The organism is Gayadomonas joobiniege G7, from assembly GCF_000300815.1.
In the GTDB taxonomy this organism is placed as follows: Bacteria; Pseudomonadota; Gammaproteobacteria; order Enterobacterales; family Alteromonadaceae; genus Catenovulum; species Catenovulum joobiniege.
This window is the reverse complement of sequence record NZ_AMRX01000006.1, coordinates 229,131-251,639: the sequence shown is the minus strand read 5'-3', so window position 1 is coordinate 251,639 and position 22,509 is coordinate 229,131. Positions and strand designations below refer to the sequence as shown.

The 22,509-nt window shown below is 42.0% G+C and carries 19 protein-coding genes; 4 read left to right on the top strand and 15 right to left on the bottom strand.

What is annotated here, in order from left to right; genetic code table 11:
* Positions 1 to 9: 9 nt before the first annotated feature.
* From ccmI to ccmA, 9 genes are read right to left on the bottom strand one after another with little or no spacing between them, the layout of a single operon-like run.
* Positions 10 to 1,248: a c-type cytochrome biogenesis protein CcmI gene (gene ccmI, locus C727_RS0108300; protein WP_017445165.1), complete on the bottom strand. Its 1,239-nt coding sequence runs from the start codon at positions 1,246 to 1,248 to the stop codon at positions 10 to 12.
* Positions 1,245 to 1,712 (bottom strand): cytochrome c-type biogenesis protein, encoded by a 468-nt coding sequence (locus tag C727_RS0108295; RefSeq protein ID WP_017445164.1) that lies wholly within the window; start codon positions 1,710 to 1,712, stop codon positions 1,245 to 1,247. The genes ccmI and C727_RS0108295 overlap by 4 nt, the downstream gene beginning before the upstream one ends.
* Before the next feature lie 2 nt (positions 1,713 to 1,714).
* Complete coding sequence (locus tag C727_RS0108290) at positions 1,715 to 2,284, bottom strand: thiol:disulfide interchange protein (RefSeq protein WP_017445163.1); 570 nt, start codon at positions 2,282 to 2,284, stop codon at positions 1,715 to 1,717.
* A 24-nt stretch (positions 2,285 to 2,308) separates the two neighbouring features.
* Positions 2,309 to 4,234, bottom strand: coding sequence for a heme lyase CcmF/NrfE family subunit (locus C727_RS0108285; RefSeq protein WP_017445162.1), 1,926 nt, complete (start codon positions 4,232 to 4,234; stop codon positions 2,309 to 2,311).
* Entirely contained in the window at positions 4,231 to 4,719 is a 489-nt protein-coding gene (gene ccmE, locus C727_RS0108280) for a cytochrome c maturation protein CcmE (protein WP_017445161.1), read from the bottom strand. Before ccmE ends, C727_RS0108285 begins: the two co-directional genes overlap by 4 nt.
* Positions 4,716 to 4,925, bottom strand: coding sequence for a heme exporter protein CcmD (gene ccmD, locus C727_RS0108275; protein WP_017445160.1), 210 nt, complete (start codon positions 4,923 to 4,925; stop codon positions 4,716 to 4,718). The genes ccmE and ccmD overlap by 4 nt, the downstream gene beginning before the upstream one ends.
* Positions 4,926 to 4,940: 15 nt before the next feature.
* Positions 4,941 to 5,672: a heme ABC transporter permease gene (locus tag C727_RS0108270; protein ID WP_017445159.1), complete on the bottom strand. Its 732-nt coding sequence runs from the start codon at positions 5,670 to 5,672 to the stop codon at positions 4,941 to 4,943.
* A 3-nt stretch (positions 5,673 to 5,675) separates the two neighbouring features.
* Complete coding sequence (gene ccmB / locus C727_RS0108265) at positions 5,676 to 6,353, bottom strand: heme exporter protein CcmB (protein WP_017445158.1); 678 nt, start codon at positions 6,351 to 6,353, stop codon at positions 5,676 to 5,678.
* The gene (gene ccmA / locus C727_RS0108260; RefSeq protein WP_017445157.1) at positions 6,353 to 6,952 is read right to left on the bottom strand and encodes a cytochrome c biogenesis heme-transporting ATPase CcmA; all 600 of its coding nucleotides are present in this window, start codon (positions 6,950 to 6,952) and stop codon (positions 6,353 to 6,355) included. The genes ccmB and ccmA overlap by 1 nt, the downstream gene beginning before the upstream one ends.
* Before the next feature lie 98 nt (positions 6,953 to 7,050).
* On the opposite strand from ccmA, the gene C727_RS0108255 reads away from it, so the two are divergent.
* Positions 7,051 to 9,219: a hypothetical protein gene (locus tag C727_RS0108255; RefSeq protein WP_155949197.1), complete on the top strand. Its 2,169-nt coding sequence runs from the start codon at positions 7,051 to 7,053 to the stop codon at positions 9,217 to 9,219.
* The gene (locus C727_RS0108250; protein ID WP_017445155.1) at positions 9,219 to 9,521 is read left to right on the top strand and encodes an EscU/YscU/HrcU family type III secretion system export apparatus switch protein; all 303 of its coding nucleotides are present in this window, start codon (positions 9,219 to 9,221) and stop codon (positions 9,519 to 9,521) included. The genes C727_RS0108255 and C727_RS0108250 overlap by 1 nt, the downstream gene beginning before the upstream one ends.
* On the opposite strand, the gene C727_RS0108245 is transcribed toward C727_RS0108250, so the two are convergent.
* Complete coding sequence (locus tag C727_RS0108245) at positions 9,518 to 10,075, bottom strand: YaeQ family protein (protein WP_017445154.1); 558 nt, start codon at positions 10,073 to 10,075, stop codon at positions 9,518 to 9,520. The genes C727_RS0108250 and C727_RS0108245 overlap by 4 nt on opposite strands.
* A 74-nt stretch (positions 10,076 to 10,149) precedes the next feature.
* Complete coding sequence (gene glnS / locus C727_RS0108240; RefSeq protein WP_017445153.1) at positions 10,150 to 11,817, bottom strand: glutamine--tRNA ligase; 1,668 nt, start codon at positions 11,815 to 11,817, stop codon at positions 10,150 to 10,152.
* Between the two features lie 239 nt (positions 11,818 to 12,056).
* Here glnS and C727_RS18225 point away from each other — a divergent pair, with 239 nt between their 5' ends.
* A complete protein-coding gene (locus C727_RS18225) occupies positions 12,057 to 13,694 on the top strand; it encodes a putative bifunctional diguanylate cyclase/phosphodiesterase (RefSeq protein WP_162131391.1) in 1,638 nt (545 codons plus the stop codon).
* Positions 13,695 to 13,753: 59 nt separating this feature from the next.
* On the opposite strand, the gene C727_RS0108230 is transcribed toward C727_RS18225, so the two are convergent.
* Genes C727_RS0108230 through C727_RS0108220 form a run of 3 tightly spaced genes read right to left on the bottom strand, consistent with a single transcriptional unit; the run spans position 13,754 to position 19,472 of the window.
* Positions 13,754 to 16,840 carry an efflux RND transporter permease subunit gene (locus tag C727_RS0108230; RefSeq protein WP_017445151.1) on the bottom strand — a complete coding sequence of 1,029 codons (3,087 nt, stop codon included), beginning with the start codon at positions 16,838 to 16,840 and terminating at the stop codon, positions 13,754 to 13,756.
* Complete coding sequence (locus C727_RS0108225) at positions 16,837 to 18,069, bottom strand: efflux RND transporter periplasmic adaptor subunit (protein ID WP_017445150.1); 1,233 nt, start codon at positions 18,067 to 18,069, stop codon at positions 16,837 to 16,839. The genes C727_RS0108230 and C727_RS0108225 overlap by 4 nt, the downstream gene beginning before the upstream one ends.
* Positions 18,066 to 19,472: an efflux transporter outer membrane subunit gene (locus C727_RS0108220; protein WP_017445149.1), complete on the bottom strand. Its 1,407-nt coding sequence runs from the start codon at positions 19,470 to 19,472 to the stop codon at positions 18,066 to 18,068. The genes C727_RS0108225 and C727_RS0108220 overlap by 4 nt, the downstream gene beginning before the upstream one ends.
* A 242-nt stretch (positions 19,473 to 19,714) precedes the next feature.
* On the opposite strand from C727_RS0108220, the gene nhaD reads away from it, so the two are divergent.
* Entirely contained in the window at positions 19,715 to 21,172 is a 1,458-nt protein-coding gene (gene nhaD / locus C727_RS0108215; protein ID WP_017445148.1) for a sodium:proton antiporter NhaD, read from the top strand.
* Positions 21,173 to 21,223: 51 nt separating this feature from the next.
* Here the strand turns inward: nhaD and C727_RS0108210 are convergent, their stop codons facing one another.
* A complete protein-coding gene (locus C727_RS0108210) occupies positions 21,224 to 22,414 on the bottom strand; it encodes an MFS transporter (RefSeq protein WP_017445147.1) in 1,191 nt (396 codons plus the stop codon).
* Positions 22,415 to 22,509 lie beyond the last annotated feature (95 nt).

The following is a 22,509-nucleotide window of genomic DNA, read 5'->3' as shown; positions in this document are numbered from 1 at the left end:
TAAAAATAACTATAACTCTAGCTTAATATCTTTACTTTGCGCTAAGTCAATGAGGTCACTTTTTATTTCTTTTTGCATTTGCTCGGCCTGCATGACATCCTCTGTTTGTGTTAAGCGCGCCGTTACCACAACTTGTTCAAGTAAAGACAATTTTAATGATGGCATCATAGCATCCGCATCGGACAAACTAACGGTCATTGGAAACTCAATTTGCGCTAAACTAATGCGTTTAACTGCCGCAGGTGGTCCAGCATTTCCAGAGCGAGCAAACAACCATAAATAGTTAAAATCAGCAAGTTGCTGCTGTGTTTCTCGACTTAAACTTAAGTTTATTTGTAACTGACCTTGCTGAGCCTGTGTTGTTGGTTCTTCCTGCTCGTTCACCGCTGCTGTTTTTTGTTGCATTTCATTTAAGGTTTGTACTATCGCACTACGTCGATCATCATCATTAGGCAAATATTTCAGCGCACGCTGCCAAAAGTTTTGCGCCATTTGTACTTCATCAAGCTGCATTGCGATAAAACCAGACATAGTTAAGGCCTCTGCATCTTGATTATTTGTTTGCAAAATGCTTGCATACACCTGTGCCGCGCGCCTTAAATGACTTTCTTCACCTCTAGTAATTAACGCCTGCGCATAACTCATGTTGGTCGCATAATTATCAGGTTTTAACTGCCGCGATTTTTCAAACGCTGCAATAGCTTCATCTAAATAACCCAATGAATAGGCGATACGGCCTAATAAAAACCAACCTGTGCTATCTTCTGGTGACTGACTTAGCTGTCCGCGTAAACCCAGATAAAATGCTTCTAATTCTTCTCTGTTGGCCGGGCTTTGCCCGCTGACAATCTTTTTACCAACTTCACTGACGGTTTGTTGGGCATTAAACCATTGCTGCATTTGCTCGGGTTTTTGCTGCCAGTGATATATTATAAAACTCACCACTAAAGTCACTGGTGGCAATAACCAGATCCATTTGCGCGAAACAATTTTTTGATTTAATTGACTGTCATAACTAAGCTCGTACGCTAACTGCTCAGTAAGCTCTTGTTTTAACGAAGCATATTCACTGGGCGAAAGTTTTTCTTGCTCTAAATCATTATCTAGCTCAGTTAACTTATCGCTATACAGTATTTTTATTCGGTTTTTATCTGCATATAAAGATTGCTGTTTTTTAAGCCATGGATAAATAACGGCCAAACAGGCTAATAAAGTAATAACAGTGAGCGCCAGGTATAAATGAATCACTTGTTTTTTCTCTCAGCTTCTATTTCGGCGAGCAAAGCCGCCGCTTTTTGTTTATCTTGTTCACTTATTGAATGTGCCGCTATATTGGGTTTGCGACTGTTCAAGATGATCCAGCCTGCGAGCAGGACTATAAATAAAATGGGCACTAACCATAACCAAATAGTGAGTGAATTTATCGGTGGATCATAGTGCACAAAGTTGCCATATCTTTGCACCATAAAGTCGACCACCTCTTTTTTGCTTTTGCCCTCTTGCACTAGCTGATAAGTTTTGTTTTTTAAATCTATTGCAACCAAAGCATTAGAGTCGGCAATATTCTGGTTCTGGCACTTAGGGCAACGTAGCTCTTGCAACAATTGATTAAAGTCTTGCTCTTTTTGCACATCATCAAACGGGTAATTTTGCTCGGCAGCAGTTAACGTTAAGCTAACTAAACTAAGCATAATTAAGATCAAGTATTTCATAATTATTTACCCTGATATTGAGCCACTAATGGAGCAAAATCCCGCTGCCAAACTCGCTCATCAATGGCTCCACGCCGATGAGCAATGATCTGCCCCTCTGGGTCTATTAAAAAGCTCTCTGGCGCCCCTGTAACCCCCAAATCTAATGATAAATCTCTGTCTTTATCATAAATATTAAACACAAAAGGGTTACCTAAATTTGCCAGCATTTGTTTAACGTCTGCTTGCGTTTGCTGCAAATTAATGCCAGAAAACTCAGCTTCAGCGGCATTGTCATAATAGACCCCTACAATTTTAATACCCTGTTGGCGTAATTTTGTCATATAGGGTAATTCTACCCGACAGGTCACACACCAAGTGCCCCAAACATTAATTAACGTGACCTCGCCTAACAGATCCTCGCGGTGATATGTTTTTTCGGGTTGCATTAAATCCGGCAGACTAAATTCGGGCATAGGTCGCTGTAAGTTGGCATTTTTCACATCGGTCGGATCGCTAAACAATCCCATATAAAAAAATACACTGGCCGCTAAAAATGCGGCAACTGGAATAAAAAGTTTAAGATGTTTCATTGTTGAGTTACCTAGTTTAGTGACCTATATTTGGCCTTTGCTGGCACTTAATACTCGACGATATCTTTTATCTGCTATGCATAGTGCAGACCCCATCACCATTAAAATACCGCCTAACCATAACCAACGGACAAAAGGTTTAACATGCACTTTAACCGCCCAAGCGCCATTTTCTAAATTTTCACCCAGTGAAACATATAAATCACGCCATAGGCCAGCATCAATACCGGCTTCAGTCATAACATTTGATTGCACCTTGTAATAGCGTTTTTCGGCATGCAGTTGATATTCTGAATTACCTCGTGTGACCAGAAAGCTGCCTTTATAAGCCGTATAATTAGGTCCGGTAACTTGTTTAACATCGATAAATTTAAAGTTATATTCGTTTAAACTCACACTCTCGCCCGGCATTAATCTAACGTCTTCTTCTTTGCTGGCAAATTGTGTGACAGCCACACCAATCACTAAAGCTGCAAATCCCCAGTGCGCCATTGTCATGCCCCAATGAGACAAGGGTAACTTGGTTTTTTGCCGGCTGATGACCAGCTCATAGGCGGTCATGGCAAAAATCCACGCAGCTAAACACACGCCCAGCAAGTGAATAAAACTATTGATGTTAAAAGTTAAATAAACAGTCAATGATATGAGCGCAGTAATCAGAATAGCGGGCGCTAAACTGCCTTTTAAGCGAGATAATTTGTCTTGTTTCCAGCGTACCAAAGGTGCTATGGAGAGGACAATAGCAAAGGGGATCACCCAATAAGATGCAATGCGATCAAAAAACGGTGCGCCAATTGAAATTGAACCTAAACCAATTTCTTTGTGGACCAACGGCAGCAAAGTACCAAGCAATACCACCAATAAGGCGGCCACTAAAAAAATATTATTTACAAATAATAATACTTCACGTGAAAATAGTTTGTACCTGTGCGAGCTCACAACATTTGAGGCTCTCACGGCATATAGGGTTAAGGCACCGCCAATCACAATTAACAGGTAAATTAAAATAAATAAACCCCGTGTTGGGTCGCTGGCAAAGGCGTGCACCGAGACCAAAATACCGGAGCGTACTAAAAAGGTGCCTAACAAACTTAACGAAAACGCACTAATGGCCAATAAAACCGTCCAGCTTTTAAATGCGTTTCGTTTTTCGGTCACCGCTAACGAGTGAATTAATGCAGTGCCCGCTAACCAAGGCATAAACGAGGCATTTTCAACCGGGTCCCAAAACCACCAGCCGCCCCAGCCAAGTTCGTAATAAGCCCACCAGCTACCTAAGGTAATACCAGCCGTTAAAAAGCCCCAAGCCGCGAGCGTCCACGGACGTGACCAACGCGCCCAAGTTGAATCTAATTTACCCGCTAACAAAGCAGCAATGGCAAAGGCAAACGCCACCGAGAAACCCACATAGCCCATATATAACATCGGTGGATGAATAATAAGACCAATGTCTTGCAGTAACGGATTTAAATCTCGGCCATCTACTGGAAATGAAGGAAAGGTGCGTTCAAACGGGTTTGAGGTAAAAATAACAAATGCTAAAAACCCAATTGCAATAATTCCCATCACGCTGAGCACTCGGGCAACATCGACTTCATCCATACGACGGCTAAAAATAGCCACCGCCAAGGTCCACAAGGCCAATATCCAAACCCATAACAATAAAGAACCTTCGTGCGCTCCCCAAACTGCAGATAAACGATAATACCAAGGCAAAGCGCTATTAGAGTTCATCGCAACATAATAAACGCTAAAGTCGTTAAAATAAAAAGCCCAGGCTAAGCAAAACAGCGAGATAGAAAGCAGTGCAAATATGCCCCAAACCAACGGTTTAGCAAGGTGAATAAAAGCGGCAATATTTTTTTGCGCACCGATTAGCGGAACTGTGCCTAATAAAGTGGCAAACACTAAGCTAATTAATAAAGTAAAGTGTCCAATTTCTGGGATCATGGCTGACCACCCTGCAATGCCGGATTTTCAGAAGGTTTAACATGTTTTATACCTTTCATCGCTTCGGCTAATTCTGGCGGCATATATTCTTCATCATGTTTTGCTAATACTTCAAACGCTTCGACCGTATTCGAATCAATTAAATGGCCGTTTGCGACAATGCCCTGACCTTCTCTAAATAAATCGGGCAAAATGCCTTCATAACTAATGGTCACTTCTGGCCCTGTATCCGTCACTTTAAATTCGACCAATAAGGTATCTGGATCACGCTTAACGCTGCCCTCTACCACCATGCCGCCAATTCTAAGCCGCTGACCAATACTAGGTTTGATGCCAGTTTCGTTTTTGCCGTTAATAATTTCAGACGGTGTATAAAATAAATCAATGTTTTCGCTCAGAGCATATAAAACTAATGAGACGGTTAACGCTAATCCCGCAAACAAAGCCATAATAGTGTAAAAGCGTTTTTGTCGACGTGTGATCACAGGTGCATCTCCGATTGTGGTTTATTTTGGCGATAGCGCGCCACCGTCTGTTGGCGTTTAATATTAGCCACCACCTTTTTGCGCGCCCAGCGGCTATAAATCACCAGTGCTACAACCGACAATATGGCTAACCCGTACGACATCCAAACGTAAAATGCATAACCATCCATTGCTAAAAATTCAGCAAAATTATTAAATTGACCCATGACTTAATCTTTATCTTATTGAATAATCTTTGTAACCCACTTTCGGTGGCTTTCCGATGCCAGCAACTCAGTTGCAAAGCGATAACATGTCAGTGCGATAAACAGCAACAGACAAGAAAATATGTTAATCAGCAGTGGCCATAACATTTCTTTAGCAATTGACGGCTTATCAAATTTAGTAATGCTGGCCCCTTGATGCAAAGAGTTCCACCACTCTACCGAATAATGAATAATCGGCACGTTAATCATACCGATAATGGCTAAAATACAAGCGGCTTTAGCGCCAGCTCTTTTATCGTCAAAACTATAAAAAAGCGCAAATACGCCTAAGTACAAAAATAATAAAATCAACTCTGAGGTCAGTCTGGCATCCCATACCCACCAAGTCCCCCACATAGGTTTGCCCCAAAACGAGCCGGTGAATAGTGCAATGGCGGTAAACACAGCACCTATCGGAGCCATTGCCAGCACACTTAACTCAAAACTACGCATTTGCCAGACTAAAGCACAAATACCGGCAATACCCATCGACATATAAATGCCCATCGACCAAATAGCGGCAGGCACATGAATATACATAATTCTAAACGAATCACTTTGTTGGTAGTCTGAGGGGGCAAACATTAACCCCCATAAAGAGCCGGTAAACAATCCAATTAAAGCCAGCGGCCATAACCACAGATAAAGGCGGTTAGCTAGCGCATAGGCGCGTTCAGGTTTTGCGTAAGGATGTAGCCATTTAAACATCTGTTACCCTAAATTTATTTTTATAGCCTGTGCCGCGGCAACAGGCGCTATAGTCAAACAAAACACCGCCAGAGCGGCTAATAATAACATCGGCGATAAATACGGCAGCGATTGCTGGGCCGCTTCTATCACAGCAGAGCCGAATATTAACGCAGGAATTAACATGGGCAATAATAGCAGTGCAAGTACGCCACTGCCTTTGCGACTTGCGACCAACAAAGCGCTTGCCACTGAGCCTAACGCTGCGACCAATAAACTACCTAAAAACAAGGTTTGTGCGAGTACCCACCAAATATCAAACGGCAACGACATAAAAGGCACCAGCAACACGCTACAAATCACTAAAGGCAAACAATATAACAACCAAAAACTCAAGATCCTGGTTAGTATAAAAAAGCTTGGTGATACCGCCGCTAAAAATACTTGCTCAAGCCAGCCATTTTCATAATCTTCTGAAAACATCCGTGGCAGTGCTATCAGCAGCGATAAAATCAAATTAATCCAACCGACCGCCGGGGCAAGGCGTGCCAATAAACCGCTTTCAGGTCCAACCGTAACGGGAAATAAAATCAAAATTAAAACAAAAAATAGTAGCGGTAAAACAAACTCGTGTTTTTGCCGGACAGCGAGCTGTAAATCTCGTTTTATAAACTGAATATAATAGTTGACCAGATTCGCCATTAAAAACGGTACTCCAACTCTAACCGCCGATCGACCAGATCGTCTGGCAATATTTGGTGGCTGGTTACAATAATGCTACCACCTGAATCTGTATGGCGTTTAAACAACTGCTGTAATACGGCTATACCAGAGACATCTATCGAGGTAAAAGGTTCATCTAACAGCCATAATTTTGCTTGGCTCACCCACATACGTAATAGCGCTACCCGTCTTTTTTGTCCCGCAGACAGGTAGCGGGTGGGAATATCAGCTAACGGCAATAAACCCACTTTGTTTAACAAAGTTTCTTCATCACCCGCCAATTGACTTAGGCTGAGCCAATAGCGAAGGTTTAAACGCGCACTTAGCCATTCATTGATGGCAGTTTTGTGGCCAATAAATAAAATTTTGTCACCACTGTCTTTTATATCTTGCCCGAATAAGCGGATTTGCCCTTCCTGGGGCTGATGCAATCCGGCCAAACACCGCATTAAACTTGATTTTCCGGCACCATTTGCGCCAGTTAAATACATCAACTGACCTGACTCTAACTCAAAGGTCAGGCCGTCAAATAAAATTCGTTCATTTCTAATGCAAACAAGGCCTTTGGCCGATAACACAATAGGATACCAATTTTAATATAATATTTGGCGGTGGATGTTATCATAATCTGGCGCTTGACCACAGTAAAAGGGCATAAAATTCACGTTATTAAAACATGATGGATAAAGCTGATAAAACCACAGGTCGAGGTCAAACTGATGTTAACCTCACCCCAAAAACCACTCACCAATCGTTTGTCAATGAAACCGTAAATGGACAATTGCAAATCATTGATAAGCAGTCGGCTGTGCTGCATTTACCGCAAAACAAACATCTAACCGTTAACTTACCCGCGAATCAGTTACAAGGCTTGCTGCAAACTGGACAGTCGGTAAATCCAGTGCAAGTTAAACTCGCCGCAGGTTATTTAACCTTAAGCACAGCGGCCAAACAAATTATAGAACAATGGGTACCCAGAACCATACTCCAACAAGTGCTCCCACTGGCCATTAGCCTTGGTGAAAAAACAACACCCTATGGCCTTATTGTTCGTAGTCAAGCTAATGCTCAAGGCGCTCATGTGAATATCGCCGACATCGAGTACCCTTTGCCCAAACCCCTTGCACAACAGAACCTCAATCAAAGTCAAAACTGGCTGTTAATTACTAAAGTTTCAAATCATCCGAGCCGCTGGCAGGTGCAAGATCTACAAGGGGTTCATAAAACCGATTTCAGTCAATTGGCAACCGTTAAAGTCACTAACCAATTAATGCAACTATCAGGTACCCAGTTAGACAGCAAAAAAGATCTGCAATTGGCTAACTTGCCCGACGACATTTACCAAGTAAAAATATCTGATAAAAAAATCAATTTAATATCACTCAGCCGGACAGATACCGCACCGATAGAAATTGCTCAATATAAATTATCAAGCAAGGGACAGGCACTATTTGAAAAACTTCTTAACCCGTTCGCTAAAGGTATTTATTTACTCAAACCCGTGCAGTTACAACAAACGCCACAAGGCTCGCAACTATCTTTTAGCTTAGCCGAAACACAACATCAGCTCACCTTATCCAATACTCAAGCCGCCAAAATAACGGCTGCGCCTATGGTGGTTAGTTTGCACTTAAATGGTGATCAAAATCAGATTATTACGGCCAACCAAGATAAAATTCCGTTTTTATTACCCGAAAAAAAAATCATTCAGCAGTTTTTGCAGACGCTCAGCAAAAGTGCGCTAATTGAGCAAATAAAAATATTAACCGCATTGGCCAATGCTTCTACTGAGCGGAATAAAAAAACACTCGATCAAATAACTAACCAGCTTAAAATACTGTCCCGCGTTGACCATGACGGCGTTCAGGTAAAATATCAACTGGAGCCCGATAGCTCTTTATCAATACGCGTCAAATACCAACCGCTGCTTAAACTCCCCTTGAATGCAGACTTAATAAGTCAATTAAAAACAATGGGTTGGACAATTTCGGGAGCAACAGCTCAAGCGGCTAGTCAAACTAAGGTGTCTGAGTCTGCGCGCATGCAGCAAAGTTTACATAATAATGAGTTAACAGAGCCGCAAGCCATCCGCATACAGTTACAAGCGTTATTAAAATCTGCGCCCACTAATGCAAACTTGCCAGAACTAATGAAGCAGTTATTTAATAGCGCAGTCTCTCCTCTGACAAGCCGAGAAACAGCCCCGCTGAAACTAAAATTTGCACTGCCATCAATCACCCAGGCGGATCATTTGGCGGAGCAAATTTTAAACCAAATCACGTATCAGCAATTAACAGTAAAAGCCGGTGATAGCGGTGCAAAGGATAACTTAGCTGCCCAGTTGGTGACTGTATTTCAACGCTTGTTCAAACAACAAAATTCAAACGAGCAGCACAAGCTCCTGCAAAATTCGATAAAAGCGTTAAAGCACCAACAACAAAATTTTGTTAAATCAGCACTCAACCAAACAAACGGCCACTCACAGGTCTCTGTCAGTCTGCCACTGCTGCATCCAGAACTACCAGCGCAGCTAGATTTAACGATAGAAACCGATGAACAAGCCCAGGCTGAGCCAAACAAGTCGCTTAAAACACTTCGCCTTAGTTTACGCTTTAGTTTTTCAGATGGCGAAAAACTACTAATTAAATGTGTCCTCGTCGATGCTGCTTTACGTATCCATATATATAGTGAAACTGAACATTTGCAGCAATTATGCAAGCAATACGAAACGGATCTCAGGCGCCGCTTAGCTGGCCACTTCACCCTTGACGGGATAGATTTCAGTATGTCAAAAATAAGCGACGAACCCAGTACCCAAGCATTTCAAATTAGGTATTACAAATAATGAAACCGCCAATCAAAAAAGCTGTCTCTATTTATTACCCAGCACCGGATGCGCCCAAAATAGCTGCTAAGGGTTATCAACAGAATGCCGATGATATTATAAACACAGCCCGTGAACAGGGTTTATTAGTTCATGAAGACAGTCAATTAGCCGATTATCTTTGCACGCTTGATATCGGTAGCCAGATTGACCCCGACGCTTACTTGATTATTGCTGAGTTAATCGCTTGGTCATATATTATGCGTGGGTTAAAACCAGATAGCTGGACTAACCATCATAATAAGGTAGATGATAAGGTTTAACTGATTAGATCAAGCGCTGGGACCGTTAACGGATGATGCAAACAATAACCGGCTTCAATATAATCAGTTTCAGTGGCCACTCTAATTTGCTCATGCTCAACAAATATACTCCATTGCAAATGATGGGTCAGTTGATGACTCAAACGCTCAATCAAAGTTGGGTCTATCTCAACGAGTTGCAACATAGGGTGTTTATTAATTTGTTTAAGTAATTTTGCCCCCTTATCTGGCTGGCAATAAAACAACCAAACATGCTCTGATTTAGCTTCTGCTTTTTCTAACCTATCCAATTGAAGGCTATCGACTTGGATCCAGTGTTTATACTGAAATGCGTTGCGACGAACATATAAATCTGGCTCTTGGCCGATACAAACCGAACGGCTCAAGGTTATTTGATGGTCTTGAAAAATTGCCCAAGCTAATAATCTCTGCACTAGATGACCGTCACTTTCAGTCTGGTGTGAGGCAATCTGACCGCTGCGCTGGACAAAAGTATCTGAGTCTAAGTGAGTTACATGAAAATCGACTTTAAACAGCCGTGATGCGTCGGCCATAATATTTACCTCGCACTAGGGATTTAATTAATAGTACGAGGTAAATTGGCTTTTGGCCGCATTTAAAATAAAATTTATTTATTTTCTACTTTCGCCCAACTGTCTCTAAGTGTCACAGTTCGATTAAAAACCAGCTTATCACTGGGTTTGATGTCACGGACAAAATAGCCAGTGCGCTCAAACTGGACAGGTTTATCAGTCTCTGCGTGCGCTAATGACGCTTCAACAAAACAATTGTTGAGTATCTGCAAGCTATTTTCGTTTAAGGCTGCCGAAAAATCCTCTTCCGCCGCTGGATTTGGCACCTTAAATAGGCGGTCATATAGTCGGACTTCAGCCGGTTTTGCTGTCTTAGCATCGACCCAATGAATAACCCCTTTAACTGAACGTCCGTCAGCCGGATTTTTACCTAAAGTATCAGCATCGTATTGACAATAGACTGTGGTCACATTGCCATCTGCGTCTTTTTCACAGCGTAAAGCTTTAACCACATAAGCACCGCGTAAACGGACTTCTTTATCTAATACTAAACGTTTAAACTTTTTATTGGCTGATTCGCGAAAGTCTTCTCGTTCAATATACAACTCTTTAGAAAAAGTGACTTCTCGAGTGCCAAAAGCTTCATTTTGGGGATGATTTACCACTTTTAGCGTTTCACTTTGATCGCTTGGGTAGTTTTCGATAACCAACTTTATTGGATCCAGCACTGCCATTGCTCGCGGTGCGTTTTCATTTAAATCATCTCGGATGCAAGCTTCTAACATGGCCATTTCGACCATATTGTCCATTTTAGTCACCCCTATCCGCTGACAAAATTCTCGGATGGATGCAGGCGTGTATCCACGACGGCGTAAACCAGCAATGGTCGGCATGCGAGGATCGTCCCAACCATCAACATGATTGTTTTCTACCAGAGCAATCAATTTACGCTTGCTGAGTACTGTGTACTCTAAATTTAAACGTGAAAACTCATATTGATGAGGTCGGCTGGTAATTGAAATGTTATCTAGTACCCAGTCGTACAATCGGCGGTTATCCTGGAACTCAAGAGTACATAATGAGTGGGTAACGTTTTCGATCGCATCCGAGATGCAATGAGTAAAATCATACATAGGATAGATGCACCATTTGTCACCCGTTTGATGGTGATCGGCAAACTTGATACGGTATAACACCGGATCTCGCATACACATGAATGGTGAGCTCATATCAATTTTAGCTCGCAGAGAACATTCACCCTCTTTAAACTCGCCGAGGCGCATCTTTTCAAACAAAGCCAAGTTTTCAGCAATCGGGGTATCGCGATAAGGGCTATTTTTGCCAGGCTCGGTTAATGTTCCACGATAAGCCCGCATTTCTTCATTATTTAAAAAACACACATAAGCCTTACCCGCTTCAATCAGCTCTACTGCATAGGCATGCAATTGATCAAAATAATTAGACGAATAACAGGGTTCACCTTGCCATTCAAAACCCAACCATTTCACGTCATTCTCGATCGCACGAACATAATCCAAATTTTCTTTTTCTGGATTGGTATCATCAAACCTCAGATTACAATGCCCCTGATAGTCATCAGCTAAACCAAAATTTAAACAAATAGATTTGGCATGGCCGATATGTAAATATCCATTAGGCTCAGGTGGAAAACGGGTTTGCACCTGTTGGTGTTTACCGGCGGCCAAGTCTTGATCGATAATGGTGCGAATAAAATTGCTCGGTCGAGCAGTTGAGTCGGCCATATTTTAAGAATTCCTCTCAAGGTAATGTTTTTGCGTCATTGTACCGTAATTTTTTTACAAAGTAATAAAATTGCGTTTTATGGTTGATTAACCCTGCTGTTTTGCGCATAGTTAACTTATCTCTCTAACCCTTATGAGTTAGGCATTCAATAAATACCATGTTTTTCATAAGTATCAGAGCAAAGCTCATCATTATAACCTGTCTTGTCTGCTTTGCCAGCATAGCAACAACAGCGGTTTTGTTTTCTGATCACTATCAGTCTTTAAATGAGCTGTGGGAGCAAAAAGCAGAACCTCTGTTCTGGTTATTTATTCTTTTTGCTGCTTGTGGCTACTGTGCTCAATATTTTATATTTAAACGCCTGCGAGTGCTCGCTGACACCGCGCATGATTTAAACCAAGCCGAACCAAGCAACAAAAACCAAGTCGTTATCGTTAAAGACGAAATCAGTCAGCTTGCAGCCAATATGCAAAATTTGCGTAATACGATAAAAAAACAAGAAGAAAACAACCAACGCTATACGCAGCAATTAATAGACAATCAGAACTCGCTAGAGAGGATCGCCAACTTTGACCGCTTAACAGGCCTGCCCAACCGGTTAAAATTTAGCGAGATTGTCAACAGCCAACGTCAAGCCGTGGGTCTTAAATACGCCAATATTGCCGTTTTAATGTTAGACATGGATAACTTTAAAATTGTCAACGATGCTGTTGGTCACGAGCTCGGCAATGACCTTATTATTGAAGTGAGCCGCCGATTAGCGTCCCTGTTAACCAAAGACCAAATTATTGCTCGTATCGGTGGTGATGAGTTCGCCATCGTGATACCCGAAACTTACCATAAAATAAAAGCACCGGCGCTATGTCGGCAAATATTTAAAGCGTTATCATTTCCGATAAAAATCAAAAATTGGCCGGTTCAACTCAGCGCCAGTATTGGTGTTGCCTATCACTCTGAGATCACCACCAACGAAGAAGATTTGATCACACAAGCCGATATCGCTTTATATCGCGCCAAAATTAAAGGGCGCAATCAGTACATTGAATACGTGCAAGAAATGGATGTTATGCAAAAACGCCGTTTAACCATCGCCAGCTCATTTGAACAGGCCATTCAAGCCAATGAACTCAATTTGCTTTACCAACCTAAATTGGATAAAGGTGGCACTGTAATTGGTTTTGAAGCTTTATTACGTTGGTATTCACCCCAACTTGGTGATGTTTCCCCGGCTGAATTTATTCCAATTGCCGAGCAATTAGGCAAAATTAATCAATTAACCAAGTGGGTTATCAAACGCGGGATTTCTGATATTGAGTACATTCAAAAATCCTATTGGCGTAAACTGCAGTTTGCATTTAATTTATCCACATTAGATATCTTCAGCGAGTCCACTTTAAGAGCAATTAGACACCTATTTAAATCATCAGATCTTGACCTGAATCTGATTGAATTTGAAATTACCGAATCGGCATATATGCACAATTTTAGAGAAGCTCGAAGAGCCGTTGATGAAATCCGAAAAATGGGTTGCAAGATTGCACTTGATGACTTTGGCACTGGGTATTCTTCCATGAGTTATTTAACTCAGATTCGTGCCGATACTTTAAAAATTGATAAGTTTTTCATTAACAATCTATTTAATAATGAAAACGATCAAAAAATCACGCAAGCCATTATTCAACTCGCTCATAGTTTAAACATGCAAGTCGTTGCAGAAGGCGTTGAAAACGCCAGTCAAAGTGAGTTTTTATTTAACTCAGGCTGTGATTATTTACAAGGTTATTATTACTCACCAGCGGTGTCAGCCGACCAGATTATTAAAACTATTAACCGTCTTGAGCGGCGAGATACAGTAGTACCATTATCGAGTGCATAAGTTGAATACATACCGTTTGCCACAGCTAAAGTGCATCAAACGGCATGCAAATTCTAAGGTTATTTTGACCACCAATGTTTTACCTGATAGGCCATCATATAATTGACAGGCACTAACAACAGGGTGACAAAAGTTGCAAAAATAATCCCAAATCCAAGTGATACGGCCATAGGTATTAAAAATTGCGCTTGAGTAGACTTTTCAAACAAGAGCGGCATTAACCCAATAAAAGTCGTCAACGAGGTCAATATAACCGGTCTAAAACGTGCTGCGCCAGCAGTCACCACGGCTTGATAAACCGCCATACCTTGTTGGCGTTTTTTACCAATGTAGTCGGTTAAAACCAACGAGTCGTTCACGACGACCCCCAATAGTGCCAATCCCCCCATGATGCTCATTTGGGTCAGCGGCATTGCCATAATCCAATGGCCAACCACAGCACCAATCGCGCCAAAAGGGATCACAGACATCACCACTAACGGAATCGAATACGAAGCTAATGGAATGGCAAGCAAAGCGTAAATAGCAAAAAACACCCCAAGCACACCCCATGCCATAGAGCCGAATGACTCCTCTTGTTCACGAGCTTCCCCTTCGAGTTCATAGTTAACGCCAGGATACTGAGCCGTTAATTCGCTTAAATAGTCGCGTAAGTCGGCATTTATCACTGTCATATTGGCATTATTTTTATCAACATCAGCTAAGACGCTTATCACTCTGTTTCCATCAATGCGGTAAATGGAAGTCGGACTTTTACCTGATCTAAACTCAACAATTTGACTCAATGGAACTGACTTTCCACTGCTCGTGGTGATCAACATATTGCTGAGGTGGTCAATAGAGTCACGTTCATCTCGCGGAAAGCGCACCATGACTCGAACGTCGTCGCGGCCACGCTGGATCCTCTGTGCTTGTACACCAAAAAAGGCTTGCCTAACTTGGCTAATCACCTGCTGGCGGCTAATACCCAGCAAATGCGCTTGTGGTTTCAACTCAATTTGAATCTCGTCTTTACCATCTGCCAAAGAGTCACGAATATCAAATATTTCAGGATAAGTCGCCAGCCTTTGTTTTACCTTTTCGGCCACTTGATTTAGCTGCTGAAAATCATTGCCCGAGAGTTGCACATCAACCGGATCACCGGCACGGCCTATTTCGGCTCTAAACGTAAGCTCTTCAGCACCTGGGATCTCACCGATCATTTGCCGCCACTCTTTTGATAAATCTAAACCATTAACGTCGGTCGCGCGGCTTTCCGGTGGTGTGATCTCAAACCTTACCCGCCCCCACGCTGAGTTGCCACCACGGCCACCAGATTGAGACAAAATGTGCAAAATAATGCTTTCACCTGTTTCTGGATCCTGGTGTTTTTGCTGCAACTCGATGGCTTTGTCAGTAATGGTTTTTATATGGCTATCTGTGACTTCAAACGGCGTACCATTGGGCATGGTTAATTCAACTGTTACGGTTTCGCTGGGTACGCGCGGAAAAAAGATAAATTTGCTGTAGCCCGTCATCAAAGAAGCGACTATGATAGAAACTCCACCAATAAACAACAACAAGGTATTGAGTTTATTGCGCAAACATTTTTCCAAAAATGGTTGATAATATTTTAATATCGCGCCTTCAAACCCGTCAGCAAACCTTTGCTGGAAACGAGCGAAACCACCGGCATTTTGGTGCTGCCCCTTTGCTTTTAAGTATTTTAAATGAGCCGGCAATACGAACTTAGATTCAATCAATGAAAATAATAAAACAGGGATCACAACCGCAGGAATTTGCGCAAAAAGCTGACCTCGTTGACCGCCAATAAACAATAGTGGTACAAAAGCCGCAACTGTCGTCAGCACGCCAAATGTCACGGGCGTTGCCACCTCTTTGGTCCCATTGATGGCAGCTTGTAAGCCGGTTTCAGAGGTTTGCAGATGCCGATACACATTTTCCCCTGTCACTATCGCATCATCTACCACGATACCAAGCACCACAATAAAACCAAACAAACTGATGATATTAATCGTCACCCCTAAAAAAGGCATTAAAGCAAAAGCACCTAAAAAACTAACCGGAACGCCAATAAATACCCAAAATGCAACGGATGGACGTAAAAATAGACCTAACAAGATAAGGACCAGAATACTGCCTTGGATTGCATTGCTAACTAATGTAGAAATACGTTTACGAACAATTTCTGAGTCATCATCCCAATAACTTAGCTGTATACCTGACGGTAATTTTTGTTGCTCTTGTTCAATATAGTTTTTAACCAAATTTGCAACTTCAATCGCGCTCTGTGTACCCACTCGGTAGACTCGGATAAAAGCGGCTAATTCACCGTCAAATCTTGATCTAAGCGCTGTTTCTTCAAATCCGTCGTTAACATTAGCAATATCCCCCAGAGTTAGAATACTTCCGGATTCGCTGGTTTTAAGCACGATCTGTTCAAACTCGTCTTGTCGATAAGCTTGGCCTTTTGAGCGTATCAATACGTCTCCACCTTCGGTGCGAACATTACCAGCTGATAAATCTAAAGAACTATTTTGAATTGCGCTGGCGACTTGTTCTAAACTCAGATCGAATTCACGTAACTTATCCTGCGACACTTCAATTGCAATTTCATAGTCCCTCACACCTGACACTTCAACCTGAGTCACACCGTCGATGCGTAATAAATCGTCTCGAACTTTTTCAGCTTGTTGACGAATTTCAGTTTCACTCACATCACCCGAAATGGTGACATCTATGACATTACGTTTACGAATTTGTAGTGCAATAATCGGCCGTTCTGCTTCCCCTGGAAAGGTATTAATAGAATCCACCCGACTTTTAACATCATTTAATAACTCGCGAGGCTCATACCCCGGCTCTACTTCGACTTGGATAGTTGAGCCCCCTTCACTTGAGCGGCTATAAATATGACGCACTCCTTCCAGGTCAAATAGTGCCTCTTCTACCCGACTGGCAACCGATAATTCAGCATCTTCTGGGGTTGAGCCACGCAGTGTCACACTCACATCTATCATGTCGGTTTCAAAGCTTGGGAATATCTCAAGCGGGATGCGACTTGAGATGCTAAAAATACCCGCTGCGACTATGGTAATTAATAATAAGTTGGCAGCTACGTGATTGCGCGTAAACCAAGCTATCATGCCGCACCACCCTGTTTGTCAGCGTTCGCCAGAGGCTTTTTTTGACCCCGCGGGTGTTTTTCTTCAGCTGACTCTCCTTTAATTTTAACTGGCGTGCCGCTGATCACCTGACCTAAAGGCGTGGTAACAATTTGGTCGCCCGCTTTTAAACCCTCAGCTACGATAGTTGTGTCTTGGTTTTGCCATAAAATCGAGATATTTTGTCGCTGGAGAACACCGTCTTTATACAAATACACATATTTGCCCTGATAGATGGTTTTGTTACTAATGGTGATCGCATCTTTAATGGTTTTCCCATTAATTTCAGCCGTTACATATTGGCCTATTTTTAATGGTAAACGACCATGTGCTTTTTCCCCAAACGGGTCATTAATACGGGCGATTAAATGCAATTGACGGGTTTGTTCATCAATCGCACTAGCAGTGCGTACAATATGTCCTTGCCAGCGCTCGGCTCTGCCGGAGAGACTAGAGATGATGGTTGCCGTCAGCTTATTTTGCTGCTGAGTTTGCATATAAGATTCAGGTAAATCTAATAACGGAATTTCGCTATTCTTAACTGGTAACTCTATCTCAAGTGCGTCTGTTGCATAGACCTCACCAACTATAGTATTACTACTAACTAATTGCCCTATATCTACATTTTTACTCAATACTCGACCTTGATACGGTGCTTTAATTTCGGTACGTTGCAAATTCACTTTTGCCAATTCATAACTCGCTTTGGCTGATTCATATTGTGCTTTGGCCGCTGCTAGCTGAGGCTCCCGCAATACCAATGCATTGGGTTTATCTTTGTTTCCAAGTCGTTGCCAGTCACCTTTTGCTTGTTCTGCTAATGCTTTTTCTTCAATCAGTCCCTGCTCAGCTTCAATCATCTGCGCATAAGCAACCTGCAATTGTGCTTTATAATCAGTATCTTCTAATTTAACCAAAACTTCGTTTGCGGCAAAAAATCCACCGCTGCGCATTGATTCGGCAACATAAACAACACGACCAGAAACTTGCGCGCTTAACTCACTTTGACGGAGTGCATTTATTCGGCCATACGAGGCTATCTTGACGACATAATCAGCTGGCTTAATCGTTTCTACTTCTACCGAAATACGAGCGACTTGAGGCGGTTTTCCTCTAAATGCTTGTGGTTTGTTAAAAAACATAAACCAAATAATAAAACAAACAATGGCAATTAATAGGATGCTAACTATGTGTTTTTTATTGACGTTCAAGCTGGACTCCTTAACTCTGGCGATGTGATACCTTGCTGACCACCGAGCGACTGAATAAGATAAATATACGCACTAATGTATTGTCGGTTGAGCTCAATATAGGATGCTTGAGCCGAATATAAGCGCCGCTGAGCTTCTAAATACGCAGTGTAATTTGAAATACCCGACAAATATTGATTAAAAGAGAGTTTTTCGGCATTTTCTGCATTTTGCAAAGAAAGCTTTGCAAAGGCTAATCGGGCCGCTAATGTGTCAATATCAGCTAAGAGGTTTTCAACTTCTAAACAGGCCTGGTAAACAGTTTTTACATAAGCATATTCGGCTTGTTTAAGGCTACTTTTAGCAATTGATTCAGCTGCTTTTAAACTGCCAGCATCAAAAATAGGCTGGCTAATCGACGCGGCAATTGACCAAGCAAAACCACCGGTTAATAAATCTGCTAACCTTGTTTCTGAATCTGTCACTGACGCTGATAAAAAAAAGCTTGGAAACCGATTTTTATGCGCAATCGCTAACTCAGCACTCTTTGATAAAATATTTAACCATGCCTGCTGAACATCGGGTCTTTCGGTAACCCACTCGACCGGAATTTTTTTGGGCACCTGCACCTCTGGCATTTTAAGAACTGCATCACCGACCACTTCATGGTTAGGATATTCACCCGTTAATAAATTCAACTGGCGATGCAGGTCTTGCAATTGATTCTGCTGTGCCAGCAGGCTGGATTGTTCACTGGCAAGCGTATTTCGAGTTAAATACACGTCAACCGCTGCACTGACCCCTGTCTGATAACCGTTTTCGATCGTAGATAAGTTGTTTTGCACATTGCTTACGCGTTTTTGATACAAATCAACTAATGCCTGTGCCGCGGCTTTCTGATACCAGAGATCGGCAATCTGCGCATCCAAGTGTAAGCTGACATCAGCCAATGCTAGTTCACTTTGTTTTAAGCTCAGCTGGGCAATTTTTTCCGCGTCACTGATTTTACCCCAAATGTCGATATCGTAACTTGCCGTCAAACCAAGCGAAAAACTGTTTTCAGGCGCTGCCTGGCTAGCCGTATTTCCGCTTCGGCCTGCCCCAGCAGAAAGATCTAATTCGGGCCATAGGGCTGCACCTGCACGTTTAAGCTGGGCGTTGGCTTTTTCAAGATCTAATTGAGCTTGGTTTATATCTTGGTTATTTTGCTGGGCGTGCTCGAGTAAATTCAACAATGGTATAGGCAAATCCATTTTTAGCTTTAATCTCTCGCCAGTTAAAGCTTGTTCGTTTTGTTTAAACTCAGCGTACCAGTGTTCAGGTAAATTCTCTGGTTGCTCGAATTTAGCAAGGTTCGGTGTTTGACAGCCACCCAACAGAAACGAAATCAGTATCCATTTTGTTGTAATTTGAACGTTTTGCATATTGGAAATTGTTATCAAGTTTAGCGGTTATTAAACATTAAATACTGTTTTAAATTAAGGCCCTTTACTAAAAATTTACGATTAATTTTAATTTAATCACCTTGCGCCAATAATCCCCATTATGGTGCAAACTTATTCTAAATCTCTTGCAATTGCACGTTTGCCGAGCATGACAATTATGTTAAAGTACCGCTCTTGGTAAGACCAATTTACAACACAAAAAGCTCGGAGTATTAATTAAGATGCCATTAACCCTACCCGCCTCCAGCCGGTCTAAAACATTGTTTTTCTGGCTATGCGCTTTTTTAACCTTCTTATCTCCTTCTGTTTTTGCGGCGACCGCAGAGCATCAATTGGATTTAACGCAACATTATGTTGGCTATTTATCAGTTGCCTTATTTGTTGTGGCTTATAGTCTAGTGATCGCAGAAGACTATTTACATATGCGAAAATCTAAACCTGTTTTGGTTGCAGCCGGTTTAATTTGGTTTTTGCTTGGGTATATTTATACTCAACATGGTATGTCAGAGCTTGCGAAAGAGGTATTTGAGCATAACTTATTAGAATATGCTGAGCTACTTCTCTTCTTGCTTGTTGCCATGACTTATATTAACGCGATGGAAGAGCGCAAAGTATTTGATGCCATCCGTGTTTGGATGATATCTAAAGGCCTGAGTTTACGATCTCTATTTTGGTTAACTGGGATCATGGCCTTTTTAATCTCTTCTTTTGCCAACAACCTCACGACTGCTATGCTGATGTGTGCCATCGTTTTAAAAGTGGCCAAAGGCAATAAAGTTTTTATCAATATTGCGTGTATTAACATAGTCGTTGCATCAAATGCTGGCGGTGCTTTCAGTCCGTTTGGTGACATTACCACCTTAATGGTGTGGCAAGCAGGCTTAGTAAAATTTAGTGAATTTTTTGTTCTGTTTTTACCTTCAGTAGTTAACTTTGCCGTTCCAGCCGTTTTAATGAGTTTATTTATCAGCACTGAACCCAGTCAGGTCGTACGTGAAGAATTCACGATGAAACGAGGTGCAAAACGCATTGTCGCTTTATTTATTTTAACCATAATTACTTCTGTTATCGCGCATAGCTGGTTTGGTATGCCGCCAGTATTAGGCATGATGACAGGTTTGGGCTATTTAAAATTCTTTGGTTATTATTTGCGTCGCTCATTACCCAGATCGCTTGAGAAAAAACGCTCGGAGGCCGAAAAACGGAAAGATGAAAAAGAACTTCGTCGTTTAGGTCAGGTGGTCCCTTTTGATGTATTTACCAAAATTGCTCAAGCGGAGTGGGATACCTTGCTGTTTTTCTTCGGTGTGGTTATGTGCGTTGGTGGGTTAGGTTTTATCGGTTATCTCACCTTGATTTCTGAGGCCATGTATTCAAATTGGGATCCAACCTATGCCAATATCGCAGCAGGTGTGATGTCAGCGATAGTAGATAACATCCCTGTCATGTTTGCGGTTATCAGCATGAACCCGGCAATGGATATTAACCAATGGCTACTGGTGACTATGACTGCCGGTGTCGGTGGTAGTTTATTATCTGTCGGCTCGGCAGCTGGGGTCGCTTTGATGGGGCAATCAAAAGGCAATTATTCGTTTTTTGGCCACTTAAAATGGAGCTGGGCGATTGCGCTTGGTTATATCGCTTCAATTTTATGTCATTTATGGCTTAATGGTACCTAATCCCTAGATCAATTATTTCAACATCAAAAAGGCAGCTTTGCGCTGCCTTTTTTATTGCTCCGCGAGTATTGTGGGTTTTCTCATCTGTAAATAACTGCAAAACCACATAAACAAACCACCAGCAAACAAAGCAGCAGCAACATAGCCCGTTTGATTGAAGCCTGCACCAGCACTTAGCGCCATCCCACCTACCCAAGGACCAATTGCGTTGGCAGTATTAAACGAGCATTGCACTAGTGCCCCTATCATAGAGTGGGCCTGAGGCGCTACATCCATTAACATAGATTGAATTACTGCGGCTATGCCAACACTGCCACCAAGTAAAAAGACAGTAATATATAATAACCAAATGTTGTATGCGCTGTAGACATATATCACAGCAAAAATGATCGAACAGGCGAGTGCCCCTCCGGTTGTATAAATAGGATGACGATCAGCCAGCTGACCACATATCCAATTCCCGACTGTCATCCCGACACCAAACATCACCATGGCCACAGAGATACTCTCAGCAGAGGTCTGAGTGACATTTAAGATAGTATCGGCTAAATAAGTATAGATACAAAAAACCCCACCAAATCCGACAATCACTATCGCTAAAATGGTCCAAACCAACTTATTTCCCAGCACATTAATCTGATCGCTAAATTTATCAACGTTTTCGATCGCGCGCGCCGGAACAAAAAGATAAATGAGTAGGCTAGTCAACACAGACAGCACTGACGCCGCTGCCATAATTGTCTGCCAACCGAGATATTGGCCAACCAAAGTTGCACTTGGTACCCCCACAATAGTGGCTATCGTTAAACCAAAAAAGATCTTTGCCATATTGCTAGCACGTTTATGCTTAGGTGCTAACTCAGCAGCCAGCAACAAACCAGTGCCAAAATATGCGCCATGCGGCAAACCGCTGATAAATCGATAAATGCTCAACTCAGTAATAGAACCCGCTAACGCACTTAAACCATTGCCAATACACATTAATAGGGTAAATATGATGAGTGCATTACGACGTTTTATTTTATTAGTCATTAACATTAACAAGGGGGCACCAACAACAACCCCAAGCGCGTATGCACTGATCACTTGCCCTGCTATTGCTGGTGTGACTTGATAACTTTGCGCGATTAACGGCAATAAGGGCATACTTGAAAATTCAGTCAATCCTAAAATAAAAGTACCGATCGCAATCATAAAAATCGCGAAATTTGTGCTAGCAACAGGGGTATTCAATTGCCTCATAACCGTATCTACCTCAATAAAACACATTTTTAATTGGGGCATATTTTACGTTATCGTATTTAGTCAGGTTAACTAAGGGAGAGTATAGCATTACA

Excerpts from the sequence above, each read along its gene's own strand:
- glnS (WP_017445153.1), bottom strand. The coding sequence starts at position 11,817 with ATGGCCGACTCAACTGCTCGACCGAGCAATTTTATTCGCACCATTATC.
- ccmB (WP_017445158.1), bottom strand. The coding sequence starts at position 6,353 with ATGGCGAATCTGGTCAACTATTATATTCAGTTTATAAAACGAGATTTA.
- C727_RS0108210 (WP_017445147.1), bottom strand. The coding sequence starts at position 22,414 with ATGAGGCAATTGAATACCCCTGTTGCTAGCACAAATTTCGCGATTTTT.
- C727_RS0108250 (WP_017445155.1), top strand. The coding sequence starts at position 9,219 with ATGAAACCGCCAATCAAAAAAGCTGTCTCTATTTATTACCCAGCACCG.
- C727_RS0108295 (WP_017445164.1), bottom strand. The coding sequence starts at position 1,712 with ATGAAATACTTGATCTTAATTATGCTTAGTTTAGTTAGCTTAACGTTA.
- C727_RS0108270 (WP_017445159.1), bottom strand. The coding sequence starts at position 5,672 with ATGTTTAAATGGCTACATCCTTACGCAAAACCTGAACGCGCCTATGCG.
- C727_RS0108290 (WP_017445163.1), bottom strand. The coding sequence starts at position 2,284 with ATGAAACATCTTAAACTTTTTATTCCAGTTGCCGCATTTTTAGCGGCC.
- ccmD (WP_017445160.1), bottom strand. The coding sequence starts at position 4,925 with ATGGGTCAATTTAATAATTTTGCTGAATTTTTAGCAATGGATGGTTAT.
- C727_RS0108230 (WP_017445151.1), bottom strand. The coding sequence starts at position 16,840 with ATGATAGCTTGGTTTACGCGCAATCACGTAGCTGCCAACTTATTATTA.
- C727_RS0108255 (WP_155949197.1), top strand. The coding sequence starts at position 7,051 with ATGATGGATAAAGCTGATAAAACCACAGGTCGAGGTCAAACTGATGTT.
- C727_RS0108285 (WP_017445162.1), bottom strand. The coding sequence starts at position 4,234 with ATGATCCCAGAAATTGGACACTTTACTTTATTAATTAGCTTAGTGTTT.
- C727_RS0108245 (WP_017445154.1), bottom strand. The coding sequence starts at position 10,075 with ATGGCCGACGCATCACGGCTGTTTAAAGTCGATTTTCATGTAACTCAC.
- nhaD (WP_017445148.1), top strand. The coding sequence starts at position 19,715 with ATGCCATTAACCCTACCCGCCTCCAGCCGGTCTAAAACATTGTTTTTC.
- C727_RS0108220 (WP_017445149.1), bottom strand. The coding sequence starts at position 19,472 with ATGCAAAACGTTCAAATTACAACAAAATGGATACTGATTTCGTTTCTG.